Raw genomic sequence first — 22,713 nt, 5'->3', positions numbered from 1 at the left:
GGGCGTTACTTACGCGGTACCACCCTCATTCACGATGAATACATCGTCTTTATTTTGCTTGATAAAGCAGCTTTCCCTGCTGAATAAAAATCCTTAGATTTTAAGCACACTGACTTGTCGACTTTCACCTAACATCGACTCTCTGTAAAGTCACTTATTTTTCATTATTTAGATGATGAACCTGATGTGAATTGTGAGAAGATTGTTGAAAAGGCTTCTTCTTTGACAGTGACATTATGTGCTTTGAGATACTCTCCAATCACACCTGCAACATATGTTGTATCTGCCATTTTTTCTGCTTTAATCACATTTTTAAGCTGATCTTTGTACTTGTTCATGTCTGAACCTTTATCTGATGTTTTAATCATCTTCACAACATAATAGCTTGTTGTTCCAGTAGAAGCATTTGTTGCCTCAATAACCTCAGAAACTTCGCCGTTTTTCAACTTGAAAGCTGCTGTTTGCACCTCTTTAGGAATAGTGGTGTTTGTTGAGTCAAACTTCTGTTTATTCTTGCTATTATCTTCTTCAAATTTTGCCGCATCTGACTTGGCAGATTCAATAGCTTTTGTCGCTGCATCCTTAGTTGTTTCTGGTACAACAATCGCTTCGACTTCTGGATGGAAGTCTGCCCAAGCTGCTTTCAAGTTAGCTTCTGTGTATTGTGTATCTTCAATTTTTTTCTCAATTGCATATTCCTGCAACAGTTGAAGACGAACATAAGCTTTGTAGCTACTTTCAGTGAACCCTTGTTGTTGCAAAGCCGCAGCAAACTGTTCTCCCATTTGTTTCTTAGTTTCATCAAACTTCGCTTGAACGTCTTTATCTGAAACCTTATCACCAAAGTCTTTTTCAAACATTTTTGACATTGTCAAGTTTTGTAAGAGAGCTGTGGCAGGCATGTTAGGGAAAGTTTTAGCTTCACCATAGAAGTCACTAACGTTAATAGTATCACCCTTCATTGTGATAATATTGGCACCTGTCGAATTATTATTTCCACATGCTGAAAGTGTGACAAGACCTACAACTGCAACAGCTGTTGCAAGCAAGATGTTCAATTTTTTAAATTTCAAAGTGTTCTCCTCACGAGGGTCATTTAAACCCTAAGTAAATATTAGTTATTGTAACATCATTATAACACAAAATATTAAATAAACCTAAACTGCATTTCAGCTGTATATTTTATTATTACGACAGTATCTGCTGTAAAATTTTAATAAAAAACCTTGTATTAGAGCGAAAAAATCCAAAGTATTCACCTTCTTTTCTACAGTCGCACTTGCATTTTTCTAGAACAAAATATTCTTTTTAAAAGTTTTAGTTTTGGATACTTATTTCACAAAAAAATATTCAGCTAAGATAATCTTTAGGGGTACGCAAATAAAACCAATCGCATGCTCAGATGTCTGATTGGTTTTACTTGTTTTTAAAAGTTTCTTAAAAGAAATTTTTAGTTATGGCTTTTATTTGACTTCAACAAAGAGAGAAGCGGCATTATCTGGAGTCCATGATGCGTCACCATAGTTAAAGTGTGTTACCAAAACTTTGTATAGTTTACCCTTATAAGCAATTTCTTCATTAGCAGAGTAGACTTCAGGGGCAGTGAAGCTTCCTAGCTTGAACTCACGTACATCACCTGGAATTTCACCCCCATCTTCTTCTTTCAAGGTTGTAGCTGACAAGGTATTACTGAATTCTGAAGTTGTTCCAGTATTTGAAACAGCTCTTACTCGGAAATCAAAGCTTGTGTCAGATGCCAGTCCTTTTACCATAAATGAAGTTTTGTTTGTTTCAGCAATTTTTACACCGTTTTGGAAGATTTCATAATGTTTAATTCCTTCTGAGTGTGATGCTGCTTGCCACATAAGGTCAACAGATGATGTTGTCTCACCCATCGAATGAAGATTCTTTGGTGCTGTCGGGAATTCTACCACTCCTTCAGCATCCGTTTTAACTGTTATTGCTTTAGACTTTTCAGAGACCATGCCGTTAGCACCTTTTGCTGCAACTTGGAACTCATAAGTAGTGTTAGCTTTCAAGCCTTTTGCTTCATAGTTGCCAGATTCAACCTCTGCGACTTGTTGCCCATCTTTGTAAACGAGATAGCTTGAAGCATCTGTTTGGAGATTCCATGACAAGCTTGCTGAAGTTTTTGTCACTTCATCTGCTTTTAAGCCTGATGGTACTTCTGGTGCTTGAGGTAATGTTGGCCCTGTAAAGTCTGATTCAACATTAACGTCAATAACATTATAGAAGGCATTTGGCGTGTCTGCTATGTCCCACATAGCAAGAACAACATGGTAACCTTTACGGTCTTCAGGGATTTTTATATCATGGCTAAGATCCATATCAGCTGTAAGGCCTTTACCATCAACTTCACCGATTTTCTCGAGCATATCACGTCTCAACGGTGCATTTTGATTCCAACCAACTTTTGTAATGTAATAGTGCCATTTAGCTGTTTTATGTGGTGCTGTATAATGCCAAGTAAATGTATTTACTCCTGTTGTGACATCTTGTTTCTTCCAGCGGTCTGGCGATTGCAAATCAAGTACGAAATCTCCAATTTGACCAAGTCCACCTTCAGCAGAAGCAATTTTACCATCTGCTGGACCAGCTTGAGGGAAACCTTTAGCTGTTTCTAATGACTGTGGATTAGTAATAACATTACCATAAAGGTTGAAAGCTGGTGTCCAGCCTAATTTATCTTTATCCAATTGACCTTGATATCCTCGTGCTGCTGGACTTTTTACATAACCATGTGCCTGTGCTTCTTGAGCAGTCATTCCAAAAGAGAGTGCTGTAAGCAACATAGCTGCTGAGGTAATCAAAAGTTTCTTTTTCATTTTTATGTCTCCATAGTTCTTTTATTTTTGTAACTTTTATAACTTACAAGACTTATTTTAATATTTTTATTTGGCTTTTATTTTTTTATTTTTAAATCCTCGTTTATTTTTTTTTATTATTTTTCAGCGATATTCTGTCTAATTAATTTTGAGCTCACAAATAAAAATGCACTATAGAGTGCGTTTAAATTTATGTATCTTATTTATTGCTTCCCGCATACGTCCCCAGTCGGTCAGTTTTGGGATTTTTGACATTGTCACAACGTGCGCTTCCGTTTTTAAACTCTCATTTAATAGGAAGTTTGAAACAATTAGGCATGGCCCAAATTGATTAATCTCTCTCTGTGTCACTGGTTCATCCAAATAAAATTTAATAGCAGCATCCTGAGGGAGAACATCTTTAGCAACATCTATAATGTATTGTTCCAAGCCTGGTTGGCCTTGCAAAGCAACAACAATATGAATTTCGTCCAAATCATTCATATATGTTTTTCTTTCTAGGTTTGCCTGAATCAAGGCCAAACTAGCCGCAACATCTTCTTTATGTTCAAAATAAAATACTGTTTCCTCTTGTTGTTGATTCAATAGGTCTAACCAATAAACAAACTTCTCTTGGTGACTGAGCTTGATTGCTTTTTTAAGGGATGGAAGAATACGTTCATAATTTCTTGTCATCGTTCCTAAAACCATAATATTATACAAGTATAGAGAAAGGATAGACTTTTCCTCACCGTCTTCTTTGTCCTTTAATAGGAAGTTTAAAGACTCCAAGAATACCTTAGATTTTGATTTGGCTGGATAATCTGGAATATAGGACTCCTCCCTTACAACATAGGATGTATGGTACAAAGCTGAAATCCAAATCCAATATTTTTCCGTCTCTGGAATAGTCACAGCATTGCCATGAGGATAAAGTCTCTTGTAAATCTGCTCAACTATTTGTGAAGCTTCCACATAATCCTCACATGCTTTAAATTCAACTATCGCTTCATCAGGTAACTCTATATAACAGTGATTTCTCCAGCGTAAAGCAGTAATTGCAAGATGAATGGAGAGGTTAGAAAAGTTTAAATTTAAAGGCTGTTTAAACCTTTTTTTCTGTTCCTTAATCATATAGTCTGCCAATGCTGCACTTTCTGCATAAAGACTACTCCCGTCACTCAAGAAAGAAAAAAAGACAAAATAAACAAAACGTACGTCTGCCTCACGTCCTTCAAGTGTGAGGTTTTTCAAAGAAATTTTGACAGAAAATCGACTGAGCTCTGTATTCATATGTTCTAGCACAGCCATGAGTTTAGTTCGAGAAACTTGATAAAGCACTGTCGCCTTATTTATATCCATCTCCCGTCCCATTACCGCATTTTCCATGATAATATAAGGGAGTTCATTCATATTCAATAAATTACACAGCAAGTCTGAATTGAACCAATCAGGGTATTCTAGTTTATATCTGTCATCCTCAGCAAGAATCTGCACTTGACGGGGTGCCAGCTCTCGTCTTAGATGCTTAATATCCGCAACAATCGTTACTTTAGAGACCTCTAATGTCTCTGAAATTTCCCGCACTGCAAGTCCTTCTGGCTCTGAATCTAGCATTTGGAGAATACTTATTCGACGACAATGTGACTTGCTTGAATTCATAGCATAAAGTAGGTTTGTAATCATAATATACCTCATATCTCTATAGATAATAACTGTTTTTACATTTAGATAATCTCAACTTAAACTCAGACTGCTATTTTTTATTTGTATAATCTTATTTTAAAGTACTGCCTGAGGACTTCAAAATAATATGCAATAGCGAAACAGTCTATGAATGCGTTTACAGCTACAATTTGAACCGAAATTTCTATGATTACAGTCTTAAATTCGGAAAGTAAAAATAAACAGAAAATGATTTCCTACCAAGGTTCACAGACAAAAAAAGCAAGAATTCTCATCGAAATCCTTACTTTTCTCTCATCGTTCACTCTTTACCTGTCTGTCTCTCGTATCATCTCCTCTTAATCATTAAGATGCCGTCTCCCAAAGGAAGGATGCTTGTAAGATACTTTGGATTGTCTAAAGCCTCATCAAAAAGGCGACGTAATCCACGTTCAAGCGCACGTTGATTACGTTTAATTTCCATAATAGGAATAAGAATTTCTCCTCCCTGAAAAATATCATCCATAATAATCACACCGTTTTCAGAAAGTAGCGCCATTGCCTTTGGCAAAAACTCAACATACTTGGATTTAGCGGAATCCATAAAGATAAAGTCAAACTCTCCCTCTAAGTCTGTCAAAAGCTCTGCTGCATCCCCTTCTAAAAGGGTGATTTGTTTTTTAGTATCATATATCGCCAAGTTCTCTTTAGCTAGGGCAATCATCTCTGGGTTGCGATCAATCGTAATAATTTCTGCTTCAGGTGCTGCTTCAGCCATCATCAGTGCAGAAAAACCAATAGCTGTACCTATCTCTAGAATTCTCTTCGGTTTCATGAGATCCAACAGCAATTGGAAATAAACAACTGTCTCATGTGGGATGATAGGAATATTGTTTTCATGAGCAAATGTCTCAACATTTTTTAGTGGACCTGTAATTTGCGTTTGACGTTCTCGCATAAAGTCTACAATTTCTTTCTTTACAACAGGTCGGTTCATCATGGGATTACTTGTTCTCTTGTATGTCAAAACCATTATAAATGAACCCCTCTTTCAACCAATTTTTCAAGATCATTCAATCGTTTTTCAAAAACAGCAAAAGCTGACTCCAAATACGCACTACTTTCCATATCTACACCTGCTCGAGCAATTACAGCCAATGGATAATCACTCGATCCCGCTTTCAAGTATTCCAGATACTTTTCACGCGCCTCTCTATTCTCATGTATAATCGTTTCTGCAAGATAACTGGCTGCAGCAAAGCCTGTGGCATATTGGAAAACATAGTAGTTGTAATAAAAATGCGGAATCCGCGCCCATTCATACTGAATTTCAGGATTTTCTGCAGCAGATAAGCCGTAATATTTTTCATTAAGTCCAGCATAAAGTTGATTCATAAAAGCACTGGTCAAAACCACTCCTTCTTGGTCGGCTTTATGAATCTCATGTTCAAACTCGGCAAATTGACTCTGCCGGAAAACCGTGCCTCGGAAACCGTCAAGCCAGTGATTCAAAATAGCAAAACGTTCTTTTTCATCTTCCGTATCAGCCAAAAGGCGTTCTGTCAGTATATTTTCGTTCGTCGTTGAGGCAATTTCTGCAAGAAATATCGGATAATCACCATAAACATAGGGTTGGTTTTCTCTTGTAAATGTTGAATGCATACTATGCCCCATCTCATGGACCAAAGTAAACAAGTCATCTAGAGTTTCCTGCCAGTTCAACAGTATGAAAGCATTGGTGTCGTAGCCACCTCCAGAATATGCACCGGAACGCTTCCCAATATTTTCTGCAACATCTATCCAACGCTCGTTAAAAGCTTTTTCCACATGAGCAGCGTACTCCGCCCCATAAACTTTAAGAACTTCTTGTGATTTTTGGATGGCTTCTGCATAACTAAACTTATAGTCAAGATGGGATAAAGGTGTATAAACATCATACATCTTCAAGTCATCTTCTAAACCTAGGATTTTTCCTCGAAGTTTCATGTAGCGATGCAGGAGGGGTAAATGTTTATTTACAACCTCCAATAGCTTGTCATAAACTTTTTCTGGAATAAAATTACTGGCCAACGCTGCTTGACGTGCTGAACTATATCCCCGCACCTGAGCTTTAAAATTATGAACCTTGACATTCGTTTGAAGCGTCTTAGCGTAAGTATGTTGATATTGTTCGTAATTGCTGTAAAGGGCTTGATACGCTGCTTTACGAACCTTACGTTCCTTGCTTTCCATGAGCGAAGTATAATTGCCATGCGTAAGCTGGATTTCTCGCTCTTTTTCATCCTTAATCATCGGAAGCTTGATATCTGCATTGTCAAAAATTTCAAAAGTTTCTGCTGCTGCACCAAAAATCTCACTTGCTGCGGCCAGCATTTTCTCCTCTTTCTGGCTGAGGACATGCGCTTTCTTAGCAAGAAGACGCTCAAACATATGCGAAAATTGTTCAAGCTTTGGCTCTTCTGACTTAAATCTTTTATAATCTTCTGGAGATAATTCGAGAAATTCTGGTTCATAAAAGGCAAACTTTTCTTCAAGTTTTGCGTATAACTGTGTAGCTTTGGCCTCGTATTCTTGATAAAGACTCACTTGAGTATCTTGGTCATGTTTCATTGAAGCATAAACATATACTTTTTCAACTGCCCGTGAAAACTCTAGTTCCGCTTCTGTAATTTTTAGTAAACTTTGCGCGCTATCCAGAAGATGCCCCTCAAAGTGCTCTACTTCTTCCAACCCCTTCTGAAGTTTTTTCAACTCTAATTCCCAAGCTTCGTCACTTTCAAAGATTGTCGTCAAATCCCAAGTCAACGCTTCAACTATCTCATCACGTTTTTTGACCATTTTTCTTCCTATCTTCCTTTTCATTTTTATCCTTAATTATAGCATAGAAACGCGGTGCATGCAGTGTTTCAAGCTCTCTTGCTGCAAAGTTTTCGTAAAAATTTCGATAGTAACTCTCTAAGGAATGATCCAGTTGATAAAAATATTGTTTTTCTTCCTTTTTCAAGGCATACGTCAACAAATTCAGGCCTGGCGGACTCCAGTACCCTTTATCCAAGTCCAATGTTAATAAGTTTTCTCCTGCTTCATAATATTCTCCTTGTACCTTAAGCCATTTCGGCACTTGATGATAAAGCTGTCTCTGAATAAAAGACTGCATTCCTTTGCTTGGTGGAGCTTTTAAATGCAGGTCTAATTTTTCCTTAAATGGCAAACGAAGCACTTCCAAAAGTCCTCCTTGAAACCAGTCAAATTCTTCTGTGAGATAAATAAGTCGCCCACGTAAGTCTTGATGTATCAAGGATTTTAAGCGTACTTTCTGTCTTTCTAAATCTAACTCCCAAAAGTAAAAGCCTCTGTTTTCCGAGTAATAGAGTAAACTTTTTTGTAAAGCAGTCAAAGAATTTTTTAGCCATAAATCTTTTCCCTGAAGCCAAAGAACATAGTAGCCATTGGCCCTGTAGCTTAATGTGCGCTCTTTTAATCTTTGTAGCGAGAGAGAGGAACACTGTATCTCAATAGCTAATTTGTCATTCACTAATAAATCCGCTGTCTGCTGTATCTGTGGTAAATACTTTTCAATTTCAACTTTTTCTTTTTGACGTAGCCACTGATACAAACCAAGTTTTAACTCCAAATGTTGAGCAGATTCATGTTCAGACCATGAAGAACAATTTTGTAAAGAGATATGAGCAAAGTGTGAAATTTTTATCTTGCCCTTTTTTAAACGCACGGATGATTTGCAAGCTGGACAATAAAAGGGTTCTTTCAATTTGTTACTCTCTAGTATATTTACAGTTTGTCCATTTTTATCTAAGGCTATCAGCATACCTTCTAACACGTAAATTCGTTTCATAAATCACTTTTTATTACAGATAAAGCAAAAAAAACTCGCAGAAAGCAAGTTTCTTCATAACAGATTTTTAAGGATTGAACACAAAATGGTCCATAAATAAAACGAAGAGAGAAAAAGCAATAAAGATACCTGTGATTAAGCCTACCCAGAAAATGTGTTTACGGCGTTGGCTATTCATGACCGCAATAAACTCCCGAATAAATGCTGGGAGTCGAAAATATAGTGGCGTCTTCCCTCCGGTACCACCTTGAGCATTTAAACCTTGTTGAGCGGCGAAGAGAGCTGCACGAAAAACATGATAGTCGGAGGAGAAAAATAGGAATTCTTCATTTTTCTTGTTTTCAGCTTTATCGATTAAGACGGAGGAAAACTTTAAATTTTCGAAAGTTGTTCTCGATTGATCCTCAACCATTGTACGTTCTTCTGGAAATCCAAGTTGCTCAATCGCATACTTTTGCATTGCTAAAGCCTCAGAAAGTTGCTCGTCCTTACCTTGTCCGCCTGAAAAAACAAGAATTGTTTCCGGGCTAGCTAACGCCAGACCTGCGCGGATTCGATTTGCCAAAAGTGGACTGACATGTTGACCATTGATTAATCCTGATCCTAAAATCACGTGATATTTAGCAAACTTTTTACGAAAACGACGTCCATAAGTCCAGCTTGAAAAAAAGAAAACAATGAATTGCCAAAGCAAGTAAAAGGCAAGAATAGGGTAAATATAACTTAGAAGTTGCAACCAAAGCCAGCCTTCTGACAAAGAAGACACACGAATATAGATCCAATCTACCAGAAAGAAAACAAGCATAATTGCAGGGAGAATCAAATTTGCAAGACTGTGAGATTCGCGCCGCCACATTTTGACGGTTAAAATAACAATCCCAATCGGAACAACAAAACTAATCATGAATGCTGGAATCAAAAAGAGTGCCAGCTCAATAATGAGTATGACCACGATGACTTCCCTATGGTAATTATAGTTCGCAGCAAAAATGATACCCATAATACCATTAAACAGGACAAAAAGACTTGCCAAAAATCCAATGGTCAGTCGCCCCAAGCGTAATGTTCTCAAATCCTTCAGACGATGCGATTTTGTATAAAAAATAACAGTTGGGATTAGTGCTAAAATACTAATCACTGAAAAAACAATAATAAGTGGTGTTTCCATAACATCATTTTAACATAAAAACCCGCTTAAAAAGCGGATGTTTCTCATAAATTAGACTATAATCTAGGTCCTTAGAGAATAGCCAATACTGCGAAGTTCAATGCAAAGGCGAAGGCTACAATCCAAATAATTGGTTTGACTTCCTTAATCTTACCTGTGAAAAGTTTAGAGAAGATGTATGTAATAAACCCAGCAGCGATCCCATATGAAATAGAGTAGCCCAATCCCATAAATACAGAAGCGAAGAAAGCTGGAATAGCTTCACTCAACTCAGACCAATTGATTTCTTTAAAGGAGCCCAGCATCATCATACCCACAATAATCAAGATTGGGGCTGTTGCTTGTGTTGGAACAATAGCCAGTAAGGGCAAAAATAGGCTAGAAACTGCGAACATTCCAGCAACAACGATTGAAGTTAAACCTGTACGTCCGCCTGCACCAATACCTGCTGCTGATTCTACATATACAGTTGTGTTTGACGTACCGAAAATTGCCCCAATCGGCGTTGCAATCATATCCGCAAAGAGCGCTTTATCCATCTTAGATGAGAAACCTTTGCTATTAGCCATGTCTTCAAAATCTTGATCAGAGAAAATCCCTGTACTGCGTCCTGTACCAATAAAAGTACCAATCGGATCAAAGATAGAAGTCAAAGAAAATGCTAGAATCGTCATTAGCACCTCAATGATACGTGAGGAGTCAGAAAACAGACTACACAAACCTTGTGAGCCAAGTGCAGCACCAAATGTGGTCCCCATCTCATTTATAGCTGTTCCAAGATTGTTGTCTGAGAAAAGCGTATTCATATCAACCTTTGTAACACCTGTCACGAGCGCAAGAACAGTAGTCACTACGATTGAAAGGAGGATTCCAGCCTTCCATTTGCGAAGCACAAAGAACATCGTTACCACAATGCCCACAAGAGCGATTAAGACACCTGGATTATCAAATTTCACAAGTCCTGGAACAATTGTTGAATCCGCTGTAATCGTCCCGTGATTATCTGAATAAGTCCCTGGTGAAGCAATAAATTCCAAAATTCCTGCATTTTTAATACCAATGTAAGCGATGAAGATACCAATACCTCCACCAATAGCATGTTGCAAACTTTCTGGAATACCTAAGACAATTGCTTTACGGATAGAAGTAAAGGTAATAATAATATTGACAATCCCACAGATAAAGACCATGGCCAAGGCTTCTTGCCAAGTATAACCAAGAGAGATAACGACCGTATAAGCAAAAAAGGCATTGATACCCATACCTGGCGCAAGAGCATACGGGACATTAGCGATTAAACCGATGGCTACAGAGCCAACAATTGAAGCCAAGATAGTCGCTAAGAAGACTGCTTGAACTGGCATGCCTGTTGTTCCTAAAACATCAGGATTAACAAATAAAATATAGCTCATGGCAAAGAAAGTGGTAATACCTGCCATAATTTCACGGCTAACTGTTGTGCCGTTTTCTTCAAGTTTAAAGAACTTGTTCACGAGGATAATCTCCCTTTTTCTAATGTTAAAAAAATAATTATTTCTACATCCCTATTCTAATGTCTTTCAAGTTCACTTTCAATTCATTTTAAGCTATTCTTCAGATTAGTTGCTGCATTATTCGGAAATAGCTAACTTTAAAAAAGTAAATCTCTCTTTATTAAGCCATTTACGATTATGTTATAATATCTCTAGCACTAATTGTAAGTAGAAGGTAAAGAAATCCCTCTTCATAAAAAAATTATAACAGCGAAATTCAAAGGTGATCGTTTTGAATTTCTACGGATAAACCCTCCGCACTTGTGCTGTTATAATGACAGTGTATTATGTTTAGAAAGCAGAACAACTTCCATGGACAAGAACAATCAAAAGCTCATTGCCATCGATCTTGACGGAACGACACTTCACAGTGATGGCAAAACTATCAGCCGCTATACAAAATATGTCTTCAAACGCATCGAAGAATTAGGACACATTATCTGTATCTCGACAGGTCGCCCTTTTCGTATGTCCTTAGATATTTATCGTGAATTAGAACTTAAAAGCCCCATGATTAACTTTAATGGTGCCTTGATTTCTATGCCCGATAACCGTAATTGGGAGCACACAAAAGGACATTATATTGATCGCTCATTTGTATTTGATTTTTTGCGCCATCAACAAAATTTTGATTTGGAGTTTTTTGCTGTCGAGTACCGCCGGAAGTTTTTCCTCAACAGCTTTCGCTATGTCGAGCCAAAATTGTTTGGTGTAGAAAAATTTCATCCTTATAACCGTCTTCGTGCTGATCGTCTGGATGACAACCCTCATGCCGTTCTTCTTTCAACGCGTGTCAAAGGCAAGTTTCGCCTGGCCAAGCAGATTCAAGATCACTATAATGGAAAAGTCAGCGTAAGCGGATGGGGAGGACCAAATGGCATTCTTGAAATTGTCCCTAAGGGAGTGAGCAAAGCATCAGGTCTCAAACATCTCCTCAAAGTTTTAGATATTCCCAAAGAAAATTTGATTGCTTTTGGTGATGAACACAATGATATTGAGATGTTTAAGCTGGCAGAAGAGGCTTATGCAATGAAAAATGCTTCTTCTCGCCTCACGCCCCATGCCACCGAAATTATTCCTTGGACAAATGATGAAGACGGTGTTGCTAGAAAGCTTGAAGAACTCTTCTTGAAATAGCACTTTCCACACATCTCCTTTTCAAAGTTACTTTAAAATATAAAAAGCTTTATCATTTCTGATAAAGGCAGATTACAGACAAAGTCTCTGGATTTTGTCTTTTTTCTATGGAAGAATGCTACAACGGAGCTAAGGGAATAGACACAAGAAGAGTCAGATTCAAAAAATAGGGCAACCGCTGGAAGAAAAATCCCTGCTGTGCTTGGGGAATGACGATAAAGCATTGCTCATATTTTTATTTTTGATCCCAAACTTGGAAATCAGACCTATCGAGTGCTGGAATAAATAAAAAAGTTGCTGTATCAGTAATAAAAATCATCCTTAAACCAGAGAACTTTCGCGTTTTCAACACCTAGGTTGAAAACTGGATATAAGCCATAAATAAAAAGAGATAGGGACAAAAGCATCTCTATCTCTTTTTGGTATTCATTAATCACGACTACTTCCCATGATTCCGAAAATTCTCAAAAGTGAGAGGAAAAGGTTAATAAAGTCAAGATAAAGTGACAAGGCCATGCTAACTGCCCAGCCATTGCTTACGTTACCACTGTTTTGACGATATACCTGCTCAATTTTTTGGTTGTCCCACGCAATCAAACCGCTGAAAACAAGTACGCTGATGATTGATGAAACAAAGACAACCATTGGACTTCTTAAAAAGATGTTAATAACACCTGCAATAATCAAACCAATCAGCATTCCCATCATAGCACGTCCCATGCCTGACAAGTCACGTTTAGTTGTCCGCCCATAAACAGAAAGACCAAAGAACATACCCGCAGTGGAAACAAAGGCTAGAGTAACATCAGAAGCTGTGTAAGCAGCAATCGTAAAGCTCATCATGAAGCCCATCATTACCGAGAAACCGATAAACATCGGTAAAGCGGTAGGTTTATTTTTCATGGCTGCATTTTGCATTGGGAAAATAAGAATAAGTGGCAGGAACCAAATAACAAGCATTCCAAAGCCTGCACGATGCACCAAGTTCTGAGCTGCTTCCCAGAAAACATTAATTGTCAAAAAAGATGTGAGTGCTGAAACGGCAACCCCAATCCCCACAATTCCATAGATGCGTGCAAAGAATTGGTTTAACGACACCTGGCTACTGTTCTGATTATTTATAAATGGATTTTCCATGATTTCTCCTTTTTAATTCTATCATTAGGACTATTCTACCAAAATTTTCTAGGACTGTCATCCGACTAACGTCCTATTTTTTAACTCTTTTCATATTTTTCTTATTTTGACCAGTCTATTCCTGTTTGACCTGTTTGCTCTAAAAATGCATTCGCTCTTGAAAAAGGACGAGAGCCAAAAAATCCACGCGCAGCAGACAACGGAGAAGGATGAGCAGACTCAATAATCAAATGTTTATCCGAATCAATAAGTCTGGCTTTCTTTCGCGCATCTCCTCCCCACAACAAAAAGACTTTAGGGCGGTCGTCGTCTGAAGCAATTTTGATAATTTCATCTGTCAAAGGTTCCCATATTTTTCCTTTATGGGCATTGGACTTTAATTTAGGAACCGTTAAAACAGCATTAAGGAGCAATACCCCTTGTTCGGCCCAATGGGTCAAATCTGAATCTCGTTTATCAAAACCTTCACTTTGAAGTTCCTTCTGAATGTTAACAATAGAATCCGGACGGTGAACAACAAATGAAGCTGGGTATGAAAAGCTTAGTCCCTGTGCTTTTCCAGGCTGCGGATAGGGATCTTGTCCAACAAGGACAACTTTTACCTCCGCTAAAGAAGTAAGTTCAATTGCCCGAAAAATCTTATCCTCAGGTGGATAAACTTCTCCTTGGGAATAAGCATGATTAATGAAAGCTACTATTTTTCGAAAATACTCTTCAGGCAATCGTTCTCTCAAAGGACGACTCCAGTCTGTTTTTTTCATTGTTCAACCTCCTTGTAGTAGATAACCTATTGCCAAGTCACAAAACACTCACACTAGGATATTTTCCTTCTATTTTACCTTATTTTTATATTATCGGCTAGCTCCCACCCGTATAAACCTTTCTTTTTAGTCTGTTTTTATACTTCGCTTGTAGCGCTACGAGGTTTTATATTTTACCAACCTCTTTGACGATTCTAGAAAGATGCTAACTGGAACTCTTTATTATTCATATAAAAATGACAAGGCAGGACGTTTTATCTTTCTCAATGTCATAAGAAAACACTGAAAATAAAATTCAACGACAGTCAAGGGGGCTGCTGCTCATCTATTGGACAAATATTTTTGGACTTAACTATACATGCATCTATAAGCTACCTATGGTTTGATAAATACTCTTGTACACTTTAAATTCCTAGACGTGTCATCTATTCAGAAAAAAGCTGTTTATATTTTATCCTCTTCTTTAGTTCTGGCGTACTGTCGAAGCACTGTTTTTAGTTTTTCCGGTGCGGTCTTTCGAAAATCGCTGAGATAAATCTCACGATGATGATAGGCTTTGTGGATGAGTTGAAGTCCTTCGGCAGCTGCAAATTCTTCCATCTGAGCAAAAGTATGAGCCTCTTCGTCAAAAGATCCCTTATGTAGAGCCTGCACACAAAAACCATCTTCTATTTTTTCATATTTTACATGAGAAAAATCCTGTTTCTTTTTTCGCTCTGCTTCTTCTTTGGCCCACTCTACAACTTCCTTGGTGACAAACTCTGGCATTCTAAGCATTATTTTCCAAACAAAGTCCTCCTTTTTTAAAGGTTCGCCTTTCTTGGGAACAGTTTTACTCGTCCATAGTCCTTCCAAAGGAGGCACAACAAAACGGTAAAAATTAGGAATTTTGCAATCTTCCTTTTTATAAGACATGGAAATCGTATAAGCAACAGGGTAAAGGGAAGCAATCGCTTTCTGAAAAGTCTCTCCTGCGGGTTCACCCGCTCCTGAAACCGTTAAATAAGTCATCTCTGGAACCATAATCGCCTCTACCTTTTTCGGATAATAAAACTTTTTCTCCGTCTTTTTAAAGTCAACTTTCTCTGTTTCAAACGTCATTTAATTTTTGGAAATGGTCGCAAAAGTAAACAGCAGTTGATTTACTTTTTTCTCACCGCTTCCTTCTCCTTCCTTTTCTGCTTTCTAGCGTATTTTCTTCTCAAAACTGATAACAATTTATCCATTCATTATATCATTTATCTTTTCTTATCCAACAACAGTTACTATTATAAATTTTAATATGGAAATGTTGCTATGCTGATATTTTTGATAGAAAAAAGAGGTTAACATCACCTCTTTAATCAAATATGAATAGAGTAGCACTCAGTGTGAGCGACTAAATGTTTACTTTTTAACTCGCCTGAATTTTAAATTTACCTCCAAGAGCAATACTACGAATGCTTTCACTGGCATTAGCCATCTCCACACGACGTACTGTTCTTGGTAGGAACTTACGAATGTCATCTTCGTTATAACCAACCTGAAGACATTTGTCATTGACAATCAAAGGACGTCGTAAGACAGAGCGATTCTCATCTATAAAGCGAACGAGTTCTCCTAAGGAAAGTTCATCTAGTCTTGTTGCAATTTTTTTATAAATTCGGCTGCGCTTTGAAAGTATTTCACCTGTTCCTTCTTCTGTTAATGAGAGCATATTAAGAAACTCTTGCTTTTCGATATTATCCGTCAACAAATTAATCTCTTGATACTCAATCCGGTGTTCATCCAGCCACTCTTTTGCCTTTTTAGATGAGCTACATGTCGTTACTGTATAAATTTTTAGCATGGTTGTTTCTGCTTTCCTTATTTTTTTCTTATTTATTCATAAACTAATTATAACATTTATAACAGAACTGTCAAGTATATGTTTTAAAAAAAGCTTTTGTAACTATATTGTAATATAAAAAGTAAAAAAAAGAAACCTATCATCTGATAGGAATATTTCTTGTAGTTTAAGAATTAGCCCAATTTAGCAGCCAAACGTGACTTGTCACGTGAAGCCTTGTTCGCATGGATGAGACCTTTTGATGCAGCTTTGTCAATCGCAGAGCTTGCAGCTTTGTATGTGTCTTCACTTGGTGCCTTTTCAAATTTTTTGATTGCAGTACGCATTGCAGATTTTTGTTGTGAGTTGCGTTCGTTAGCAGCCACGTTCAATTCAGCGCGTTTGATTGCAGATTTGATATTAGCCATTATTTCCTCCAAATTTTTGTAATACCTATAAATTATACAGGATTTTTGGCTTTTTAGCAACTGTTTGTCTGAATAAAATCCAATTATTTTCCTTTTTTTATTTGGACAAATTGCATATTGCTATTTACATTTTATCAATTGGTGCTATAATATGAATATGAAATTAGATGAAAATCCTTGGTTGACAGATGCTGAATTTATGAGTTACGTTGGTCACTTTCTTGAGATGCCAGAACTGAAACAGCTTGATGAAATCACACATCACTATACTTCAACACGTTTGATTCACTCTATAAAAGTGAGTTATGTAAGTTATTTAGTTTGTAAAAAAATGGGCTGGAATGCAAAGTCAGCTGCACGTGCAGGGCTTTTGCATGACCTCTTCTACTACGATTGGCGCGACACTAAGTTTAACAAAAGTCATGCCTATGTTCATCCACGCATTGCTGCACGTAATGCTGCAAAAATCACAACACTTTCAGATCTTGAATACGATTGTATTGTTAAACATATGTGGGGCGCAACGCTTGCGCCACCGCGTTACAAGGAAAGCTGGGTAGTTACTCTAGCAGATGATTATGTCGCAATGACTGAAGGTATAGAAACTGCACGTTTCAAATGGAAAACGCGTAAATACTTTAAACGCCATCTCCCTATCTAAGAAAAAGACTTGCTCAGAATGGATAAGCAAGTCTTTTTTTCTATTTGAAAATAAGGAAATCTTCTTCTGTCAAACCAATCAAAGGGTCAAAATCTCCCGAAGCGATTAAAGCTGTAGTAAGAAAGGGCTCTTTCACCAAATTTTCAGATATGTCTTCTTCTGAAAAAAGTGAAATTTCTTCTACTGTGGAACTTTCCTTCTTCTCCGCAGTAACAAGCTCCATCTGAGGTTTTGGCTGCTTATCCAGCACTTCAGATTTACCAGAAAAGCGCTCAATCAAATAAGTTTTACGGTTGGCACTTTCTTTTTGTACAGCCTGAGCAAATGCTCTCTGCTCTCCAATAAGGATGAGACTCTGTTTGGCACGCGTGATGGCCGTATAAAGTAAGTTTCGCTCCAGCATTCTTGAATAAGAAGAAACCATCGGAACAACAACTGTTGAAAACTCGCTCCCTTGCGACTTATGAATAGACATGGCATAAGCAAGCGTTATCTTATACCACTCGGCGCGAGGATAAGTCACTTCTTGACCATCAAAATCCATTACAATTTCATCTTGTTTGCTTTCCGTATGCTTGGCAGGGACCAGCTTAACGATTACTCCTAGATCCCCATTAAAAACATTGCATTCTGCATCATTAACCAGATGTAAAACCTTGTCTGCTTGACGAAAATGAACATCTTGATAGTTAAACTCTTGTCTTCCTTCTAAAGGATTGAAAAGTTCTTGGAGTAAAGCATTGAGTGTGTTTATTCCTGCCATTCCTTTGTACATCGGTGCCAAAACCTGTAGCTCAAAAGGATTGTTTCCTCTTTTTTTCCAAGCTGTTGCAACCTGGGTCACCAGATTTGCCACCTGACTTGTACTCGCTTCAAAGTAGGAGCGGTCTGGATGACGGCTGGTAAAATCTTGAGGCAAGCGTCCTTCCCTAATTTCATGTGCAAGATCAATAATGGTTGACTCTTCCCCCTGACGGAATATTTTATCCAATCTTACTGAAGGTATCTCAGATATTTTTAAGAGATCCGCAAAAACTTGCCCGGGACCAACAGAAGGGAGCTGATCCGCATCGCCCACAAAAAGAACCTTCATGGAAGGCGGAATGGCTTGCAAAAGTTTATTTGCTAACCAAGTATCCACCATTGAAAACTCATCCACGATGAGCAGGGAACCTGAAAGAAGATTACTCTCTGTGTCCATAGCTTCATCTGTATTTAAACCCAAATGACGATGTAAAGTTGCTGCTGGCAAGCCAGTCAGCTCATTCATCCGTCGACTTGCTCTCCCTGTCGGTGCAGCCAAAAGTATGGGAAAAACATCATCATGATAGTTCTCGGGATCCAGATCAATACCATAAAGTTTCGCATATGTTTCAATAAAACCGTTGATAATCGTTGTTTTCCCTGTCCCAGGTCCACCAGTTAAAATAAAGAATTGACTTTTTAGCGCTTGAATAATTGCTTCTTTCTGTAGCTTATCGTATGTAATCTCCAAATCATGCTCAACCTGTCCAATCTGCTCCAGAATTTTCTCATCTGAAAAAGGTTGCGAACTGGGTTGAATCAGTTTTTTTAAAGAGGCACTGATGCCTTCTTCAGCAAAGTAAAGCGAGTTTTCAAATATTTTTGTTTCTTCTTGCTGAATTTTTCCTTCTTCTAAAAGAGGGTTGATTTCTTCAGCTACATATTCTGGCGCAATCTCAACTTGTCTGGAGTCCTCCAAAAGTTGAATAGTTTCCAGCAAAAGGTCATGTGCTTCGATATATGTATCCCCTGTAATCATCGGTTGTGTCTTCACCACGTGCATTAAAGCTGCCCTAAAACGCGCATGACTGTCGGCTGCAATCCCTAACTCTTGAGCAATTTGATCTGCTGTTTTAAAACCGATACCCTTTACATCTTCTACCAGCTGATAGGGATTTTTAGCAATAATCTCTAATGTTTCATCCTTGTAAAGCTCATGAATCTGAAATTGTAGCTTGCTTGGAATACCATACTCAGCTAGCTTGGACAGTATTTTTTCAACACCGTGATTGTCACGCAGGCGTTTAATGAATGAATTTTTTCTTGCGAGGGGCAGTATTTCTCCTAACTCTTCAGGAGCACCTAAAATGCTGTCTACAGTATTTTCAGGAAATCGCGCAACGATTTTTTCGGCCGTTTTTTTACCAATACCTGGAAATTTATCTGATGAAAAATACTTGATTAAGCCTGCAGCACTGGTTGGTACGGCTTTCTCATAAGTTTCTACCTGTAACTGTTCCCCATACCTTGGATGAGTTGTCATCTGCCCATAAAACGTATAAGTATCTCCCTCTATCAGGTCGCCAATCGTTCCTGTCACGACAATCTCATAGCCTATATAATCGCTGTTTGTTTCATCAATTTCCAGCAAAAGAACCTTGTAAAAATTGCTAGGATTGCTGAAAAAAATAGCCGCAATGGTTCCTGTAAAATATATTTTTTCTGTCATAATTCTTGATTCCAATGAGTGATTTGAAAGCCTTTATCCTTTGCTTCCAAGACAGTTACACTGTTGTTCGCTAAGCCTCCTGCTGCGCGCAATTCCCATATGGGAAACCCTGCCAGATGCCGCATACCTGCTGTTCCAGAAGCACCGTGCCCGACAAGTAGGATATTTTCAGCTTCATCCTTACGCAAATCTAGCGCTAGGCTGTCAAAACGATTTAAAACCTGTTCAACCGTTTCAGCCCCAAAATGTCGACCGTCAAAGTTTTGTAGCTCATTCCGAGATGCATACATTTCTTTTGGGTATTTTAAGAGTGCATCTGCAACAAGCTGACCTTCAAGTTGGCCAAAATTCCACTCAGACAGGCGAGGATCTTTTTCAACTGGCAAATCAGTCAAGAGCTCCGCTGTAGTAATCGCTCGAGCTTGAGGACTTGAAATAACCCTATCAAATCGTACAATCTGCGACAGTTTTTCACTGACACGCGCAATGGCCTCATAAGATTCAGGCAAGAGAGGCGAATCCCCCTTCTGCCCTTGGAGCCTTTTTTCTAAATTCCACTGTGTTTTTCCATGTCTAACAAAATAGATTTTCATTTCAACTCCTGAATTTCTTTGACTACTTCCTCTGGACCTTTGCCCCGAGTTTCAATAACAATATCGGCTACCTCTTCGTAAAATTTGACACGCTGAGCAAAAAGTTTTTTAACTTCTTCCTTTGATTGGAAAGCCAAGGGACGACTGTTCTCCTTGTCCAATAAAATGCGCTCATAAAGGGTTTCAAAATCTGCCTTCAGATAAACAACATTTCCCAGTTTTTTCAAACAGTTGCGATTTTCAATCAAGTTGACAATGCCACCACCTGTAGCTACGTTAAAGCCTGAGAGAATTGCCGCTTCAAGTTTTTCCCTTTCAATTTTCCGAAATTTATCTTCTCCATATTCTTGAAAAAACTGTGCAATAGTCATGCCAACCTCTTTTTCAATCTCCTTATCAAGATCAACAAAATTTTCTTTATCAAGAGCTTTTGCGACAGTTGATTTGCCGGCAGCCATGAAGCCTATTAAAATCACTGCCATTCCCTATCCTCTCTGCTCCCAGCAAGTAAAGTTTCCATGTCATCAAAAAAACCTGGATAACTTGTGCTTATGGCTTGACTTCCTTCTAGACTGACCTCTCCTTCTGAGATAAGAAGAGCTGCAATGGCAGTCATCATACCTATACGATGATCGCCATATGTACTAATCTTCTTCTTTGGCGCATGCAACTTTGTTTTGCCTCTGATTATCATGCCATCTGCTGTAGGTAGGACATTGGCTCCCATAGCTTGCAAAGTATCTGCCACTACCGCAATTCGATCTGTTTCCTTTATTCTAAGTTCCTCAGCATCCGTAATGACCGTTTTTCCCTCAGCCTGAGTTGCTAGGAGCGCAAGAATAGGTAGCTCATCAATAAGCCTTGGAATTAAGGCGGCAGATATTTTCGTTGCTTTTAGGGCACTGTGCTTTACCTTAAGTGTTGCTGATAGCTCTGTCCGTTCGGATACTTCAACTTGTCCTCCCATATCTTCAATGACATCAAGAATTCCTGTTCGGGTTTGATTTATACCAACATTTTTGAGCTGGATATTACTTTCTGGGATAAGCAAAGCTGCTACAATCCAGAAGGCTGCGGAAGATATATCTCCGGGCACAGTTATCTCTTGTCCTTCTAGTTTCTGTCCACCAGGAACTAAAATTCTCTTACCAGATATCTCAATCCTTCCACCAAATTGTTGAAGCATCTCCTCTGTATGATTACGGGTCAGCTCTTTTTCAACTATTTCTGACACTTGACCTGTTTCCGTTTGTAGGGCAGCAAATATCAAAGCAGACTTAACCTGTGCAGAAGCTACTGGAAGCTGGTAGTTTATTGGTTTCAAATGTCCCCCGCGAATTTTCAAAGGGGGAAGGAAGCGTTCGCCTTCTCCCTCAATTTCCGCGCCCATCAGTGTTAGAGGTTGGGCAACACGATCCATAGGTCGTCTTGAAAGAGAGGCATCGCCATACATGTCAGTTTCAAAAGGTAGACCTGCTAAAATTCCAGACATTAAGCGCATAGATGTTCCCGAATTCCCCATGTTCAAAGGCTTTCGAGCAGATTTTAACCCCTCAAAACCTCTCCCCTGAATGCAGACCATTTTTCCATTGTCTTCAATCTTGACACCTAAAGCCTGAAAAGCTTGGATGGTTGCTGTAACATCTTCTGCTCTCAAAATGTGATGCACCCGTGTCTGTCCATGAGCAATAGCACCAAACATAATCGAACGATGTGAGATTGATTTATCTCCAGGGACTGTGATAGTTCCCTTAAGTCTCCTTGCATTTGTTGTGAGTTTCATTATTAACCTTGTAGCTTTCTTCTATGCGATTTTATCTTCTATTATAGCACAAGTCTTAAGATGAAATATTGGAGTGCTGTTATGTAACAAAAGTGGCTTGGTCTCTGGATAAGTTAGAGTTCAAAAAATAGAATATTAGTGCAACACACAACATGAAAAATATAAAAATCATACACGACAATACAGGATATTTTTTCTCCTGCTTCCCTCTGTTTCTAGATTAAGAGAAAGCAAAATTAGACCGAAATCCTTGTTACTCATGCTACCATTTCCTATTCTTTCACTTTAACAAAAGAAAAACTGTAGCTTAGTGCAATCAAGAAAAACTATAAAACATCCCTCGTTTACTGGTTTTGAATTGAAAAAACTCTGAGACAAGGACCCAAAAACAGAAAAACGCTCACTTTCGACATTTTTTGTGTCAAAAGTGGGCGTTTTCGAACTCTGAATTTGAACTTTCGTCCAAAACTTCTGAAAGAAAGTTCTAAGGAGCTTGGTTGATGATGAGGGCTGGGCGCATGCCGCCATGTGCTCCAGCAAGATTTGTGGTCCAATGGGAATTTAGCCATCCGTTACCTCCATTAATAAACCAACCTGTATCAGGATTAGGACTTTGTGATGAAAGCGTACGCGTCCACCAAAGGGTATCATTTGCACCTACACGTCCTTCCCTACGAGGAAAAGCACGACCTGGGCCTGACAAGCGCACCACATCTGCTACGGAAAGAGTAAAAGCACGTGGTGTGCCACCTGAGTCAACTTGAGTGATGTCAGCTGCAGCATCAGGAAATTGAGCCAAGCTGCTGGCACTCATTATCCAACGCCAGCCGCCTTCCCAAACAATATCTTCATCCAAAATAGCAGGGCCTATATATGGGACAGAGACAGGT

19 protein-coding genes and 1 pseudogene are annotated in these 22,713 nt (G+C 38.5%); 2 read left to right on the top strand and 18 right to left on the bottom strand.

Annotation, left to right across the window (positions count from 1 at the left end; genetic code table 11):
- Positions 1 to 164 precede the first annotated feature (164 nt).
- The 8 genes from B4H39_RS02835 to B4H39_RS02800 form a co-directional block, all read right to left on the bottom strand.
- Positions 165 to 1,073, bottom strand: coding sequence for a peptidyl-prolyl cis-trans isomerase (locus tag B4H39_RS02835; protein ID WP_202230604.1), 909 nt, complete (start codon positions 1,071 to 1,073; stop codon positions 165 to 167).
- Positions 1,074 to 1,463: 390 nt separating this feature from the next.
- Complete coding sequence (locus B4H39_RS02830) at positions 1,464 to 2,846, bottom strand: lytic polysaccharide monooxygenase (RefSeq protein WP_286927487.1); 1,383 nt, start codon at positions 2,844 to 2,846, stop codon at positions 1,464 to 1,466.
- A gap of 171 nt (positions 2,847 to 3,017) precedes the next feature.
- A complete protein-coding gene (locus B4H39_RS02825) occupies positions 3,018 to 4,511 on the bottom strand; it encodes a helix-turn-helix domain-containing protein (protein ID WP_202230606.1) in 1,494 nt (497 codons plus the stop codon).
- Positions 4,512 to 4,839: 328 nt separating this feature from the next.
- Positions 4,840 to 5,523, bottom strand: a complete 684-nt coding sequence (locus tag B4H39_RS02820; protein WP_202230919.1) for an O-methyltransferase — start codon at positions 5,521 to 5,523, stop codon at positions 4,840 to 4,842.
- Positions 5,523 to 7,328 (bottom strand): oligoendopeptidase F, encoded by a 1,806-nt coding sequence (gene pepF, locus B4H39_RS02815; RefSeq protein ID WP_251422329.1) that lies wholly within the window; start codon positions 7,326 to 7,328, stop codon positions 5,523 to 5,525. Before pepF ends, B4H39_RS02820 begins: the two co-directional genes overlap by 1 nt.
- Positions 7,312 to 8,316, bottom strand: a complete 1,005-nt coding sequence (locus B4H39_RS02810) for a competence protein CoiA (protein ID WP_251422361.1) — start codon at positions 8,314 to 8,316, stop codon at positions 7,312 to 7,314. Before B4H39_RS02810 ends, pepF begins: the two co-directional genes overlap by 17 nt.
- 94 nt (positions 8,317 to 8,410) lie before the next feature.
- Positions 8,411 to 9,511 (bottom strand): YdcF family protein, encoded by a 1,101-nt coding sequence (locus B4H39_RS02805; RefSeq protein WP_251422332.1) that lies wholly within the window; start codon positions 9,509 to 9,511, stop codon positions 8,411 to 8,413.
- 71 nt (positions 9,512 to 9,582) lie between these two features.
- Positions 9,583 to 11,004, bottom strand: coding sequence for an NCS2 family permease (locus B4H39_RS02800; protein WP_251422335.1), 1,422 nt, complete (start codon positions 11,002 to 11,004; stop codon positions 9,583 to 9,585).
- Between the two features lie 351 nt (positions 11,005 to 11,355).
- On the opposite strand from B4H39_RS02800, the gene B4H39_RS02795 reads away from it, so the two are divergent.
- Positions 11,356 to 12,180 (top strand): HAD family hydrolase, encoded by an 825-nt coding sequence (locus B4H39_RS02795; RefSeq protein ID WP_251422338.1) that lies wholly within the window; start codon positions 11,356 to 11,358, stop codon positions 12,178 to 12,180.
- 429 nt (positions 12,181 to 12,609) lie between these two features.
- Here B4H39_RS02795 and B4H39_RS02790 read toward each other — a convergent pair whose 3' ends face one another.
- The 5 genes from B4H39_RS02790 to rpsT all read right to left on the bottom strand — a co-directional run bounded on the left by B4H39_RS02790 (position 12,610) and on the right by rpsT (position 16,313).
- On the bottom strand, positions 12,610 to 13,317 hold the full coding sequence (locus tag B4H39_RS02790; protein WP_202230914.1) for a Bax inhibitor-1/YccA family protein: 708 nt from the start codon (positions 13,315 to 13,317) through the stop codon (positions 12,610 to 12,612).
- 101 nt (positions 13,318 to 13,418) lie between these two features.
- Positions 13,419 to 14,078 (bottom strand): uracil-DNA glycosylase, encoded by a 660-nt coding sequence (locus tag B4H39_RS02785; protein ID WP_251422341.1) that lies wholly within the window; start codon positions 14,076 to 14,078, stop codon positions 13,419 to 13,421.
- Between the two features lie 444 nt (positions 14,079 to 14,522).
- Positions 14,523 to 15,179 carry a GyrI-like domain-containing protein gene (locus B4H39_RS02780; RefSeq protein ID WP_251422343.1) on the bottom strand — a complete coding sequence of 219 codons (657 nt, stop codon included), beginning with the start codon at positions 15,177 to 15,179 and terminating at the stop codon, positions 14,523 to 14,525.
- Between the two features lie 292 nt (positions 15,180 to 15,471).
- Positions 15,472 to 15,906 (bottom strand): Spx/MgsR family RNA polymerase-binding regulatory protein, encoded by a 435-nt coding sequence (locus B4H39_RS02775; protein WP_202230911.1) that lies wholly within the window; start codon positions 15,904 to 15,906, stop codon positions 15,472 to 15,474.
- 173 nt (positions 15,907 to 16,079) lie between these two features.
- Positions 16,080 to 16,313, bottom strand: coding sequence for a 30S ribosomal protein S20 (rpsT, locus tag B4H39_RS02770; protein WP_202230910.1), 234 nt, complete (start codon positions 16,311 to 16,313; stop codon positions 16,080 to 16,082).
- Between the two features lie 151 nt (positions 16,314 to 16,464).
- On the opposite strand from rpsT, the gene B4H39_RS02765 reads away from it, so the two are divergent.
- Entirely contained in the window at positions 16,465 to 16,974 is a 510-nt protein-coding gene (locus B4H39_RS02765; RefSeq protein WP_202230909.1) for an HD domain-containing protein, read from the top strand.
- 40 nt (positions 16,975 to 17,014) lie between these two features.
- Here the strand turns inward: B4H39_RS02765 and B4H39_RS02760 are convergent, their stop codons facing one another.
- The 5 genes and pseudogenes from B4H39_RS02760 to B4H39_RS02740 form a co-directional block, all read right to left on the bottom strand.
- Positions 17,015 to 19,447: an ATP-dependent RecD-like DNA helicase gene (locus B4H39_RS02760; protein WP_251422346.1), complete on the bottom strand. Its 2,433-nt coding sequence runs from the start codon at positions 19,445 to 19,447 to the stop codon at positions 17,015 to 17,017.
- Positions 19,444 to 20,040, bottom strand: a complete 597-nt coding sequence (locus B4H39_RS02755; RefSeq protein WP_251422349.1) for a histidine phosphatase family protein — start codon at positions 20,038 to 20,040, stop codon at positions 19,444 to 19,446. Before B4H39_RS02755 ends, B4H39_RS02760 begins: the two co-directional genes overlap by 4 nt.
- The gene (locus tag B4H39_RS02750) at positions 20,037 to 20,522 is read right to left on the bottom strand and encodes a shikimate kinase (RefSeq protein WP_251422352.1); all 486 of its coding nucleotides are present in this window, start codon (positions 20,520 to 20,522) and stop codon (positions 20,037 to 20,039) included. The genes B4H39_RS02755 and B4H39_RS02750 overlap by 4 nt, the downstream gene beginning before the upstream one ends.
- On the bottom strand, positions 20,513 to 21,823 hold the full coding sequence (gene aroA, locus B4H39_RS02745) for a 3-phosphoshikimate 1-carboxyvinyltransferase (RefSeq protein ID WP_251422355.1): 1,311 nt from the start codon (positions 21,821 to 21,823) through the stop codon (positions 20,513 to 20,515). The genes B4H39_RS02750 and aroA overlap by 10 nt, the downstream gene beginning before the upstream one ends.
- 484 nt (positions 21,824 to 22,307) lie before the next feature.
- A pseudogene (locus B4H39_RS02740) lies at positions 22,308 to 22,713 on the bottom strand (hypothetical protein); the annotation flags it as partial.

This window comes from Lactococcus sp. UBA7128 (genome assembly GCF_002492185.1).
Taxonomy (GTDB): domain Bacteria; phylum Bacillota; class Bacilli; order Lactobacillales; family Streptococcaceae; genus Lactococcus; species Lactococcus muris.
The sequence above is the reverse complement of the archived record's forward strand: the minus strand, read 5'-3'. Positions and strand labels throughout refer to the sequence as shown.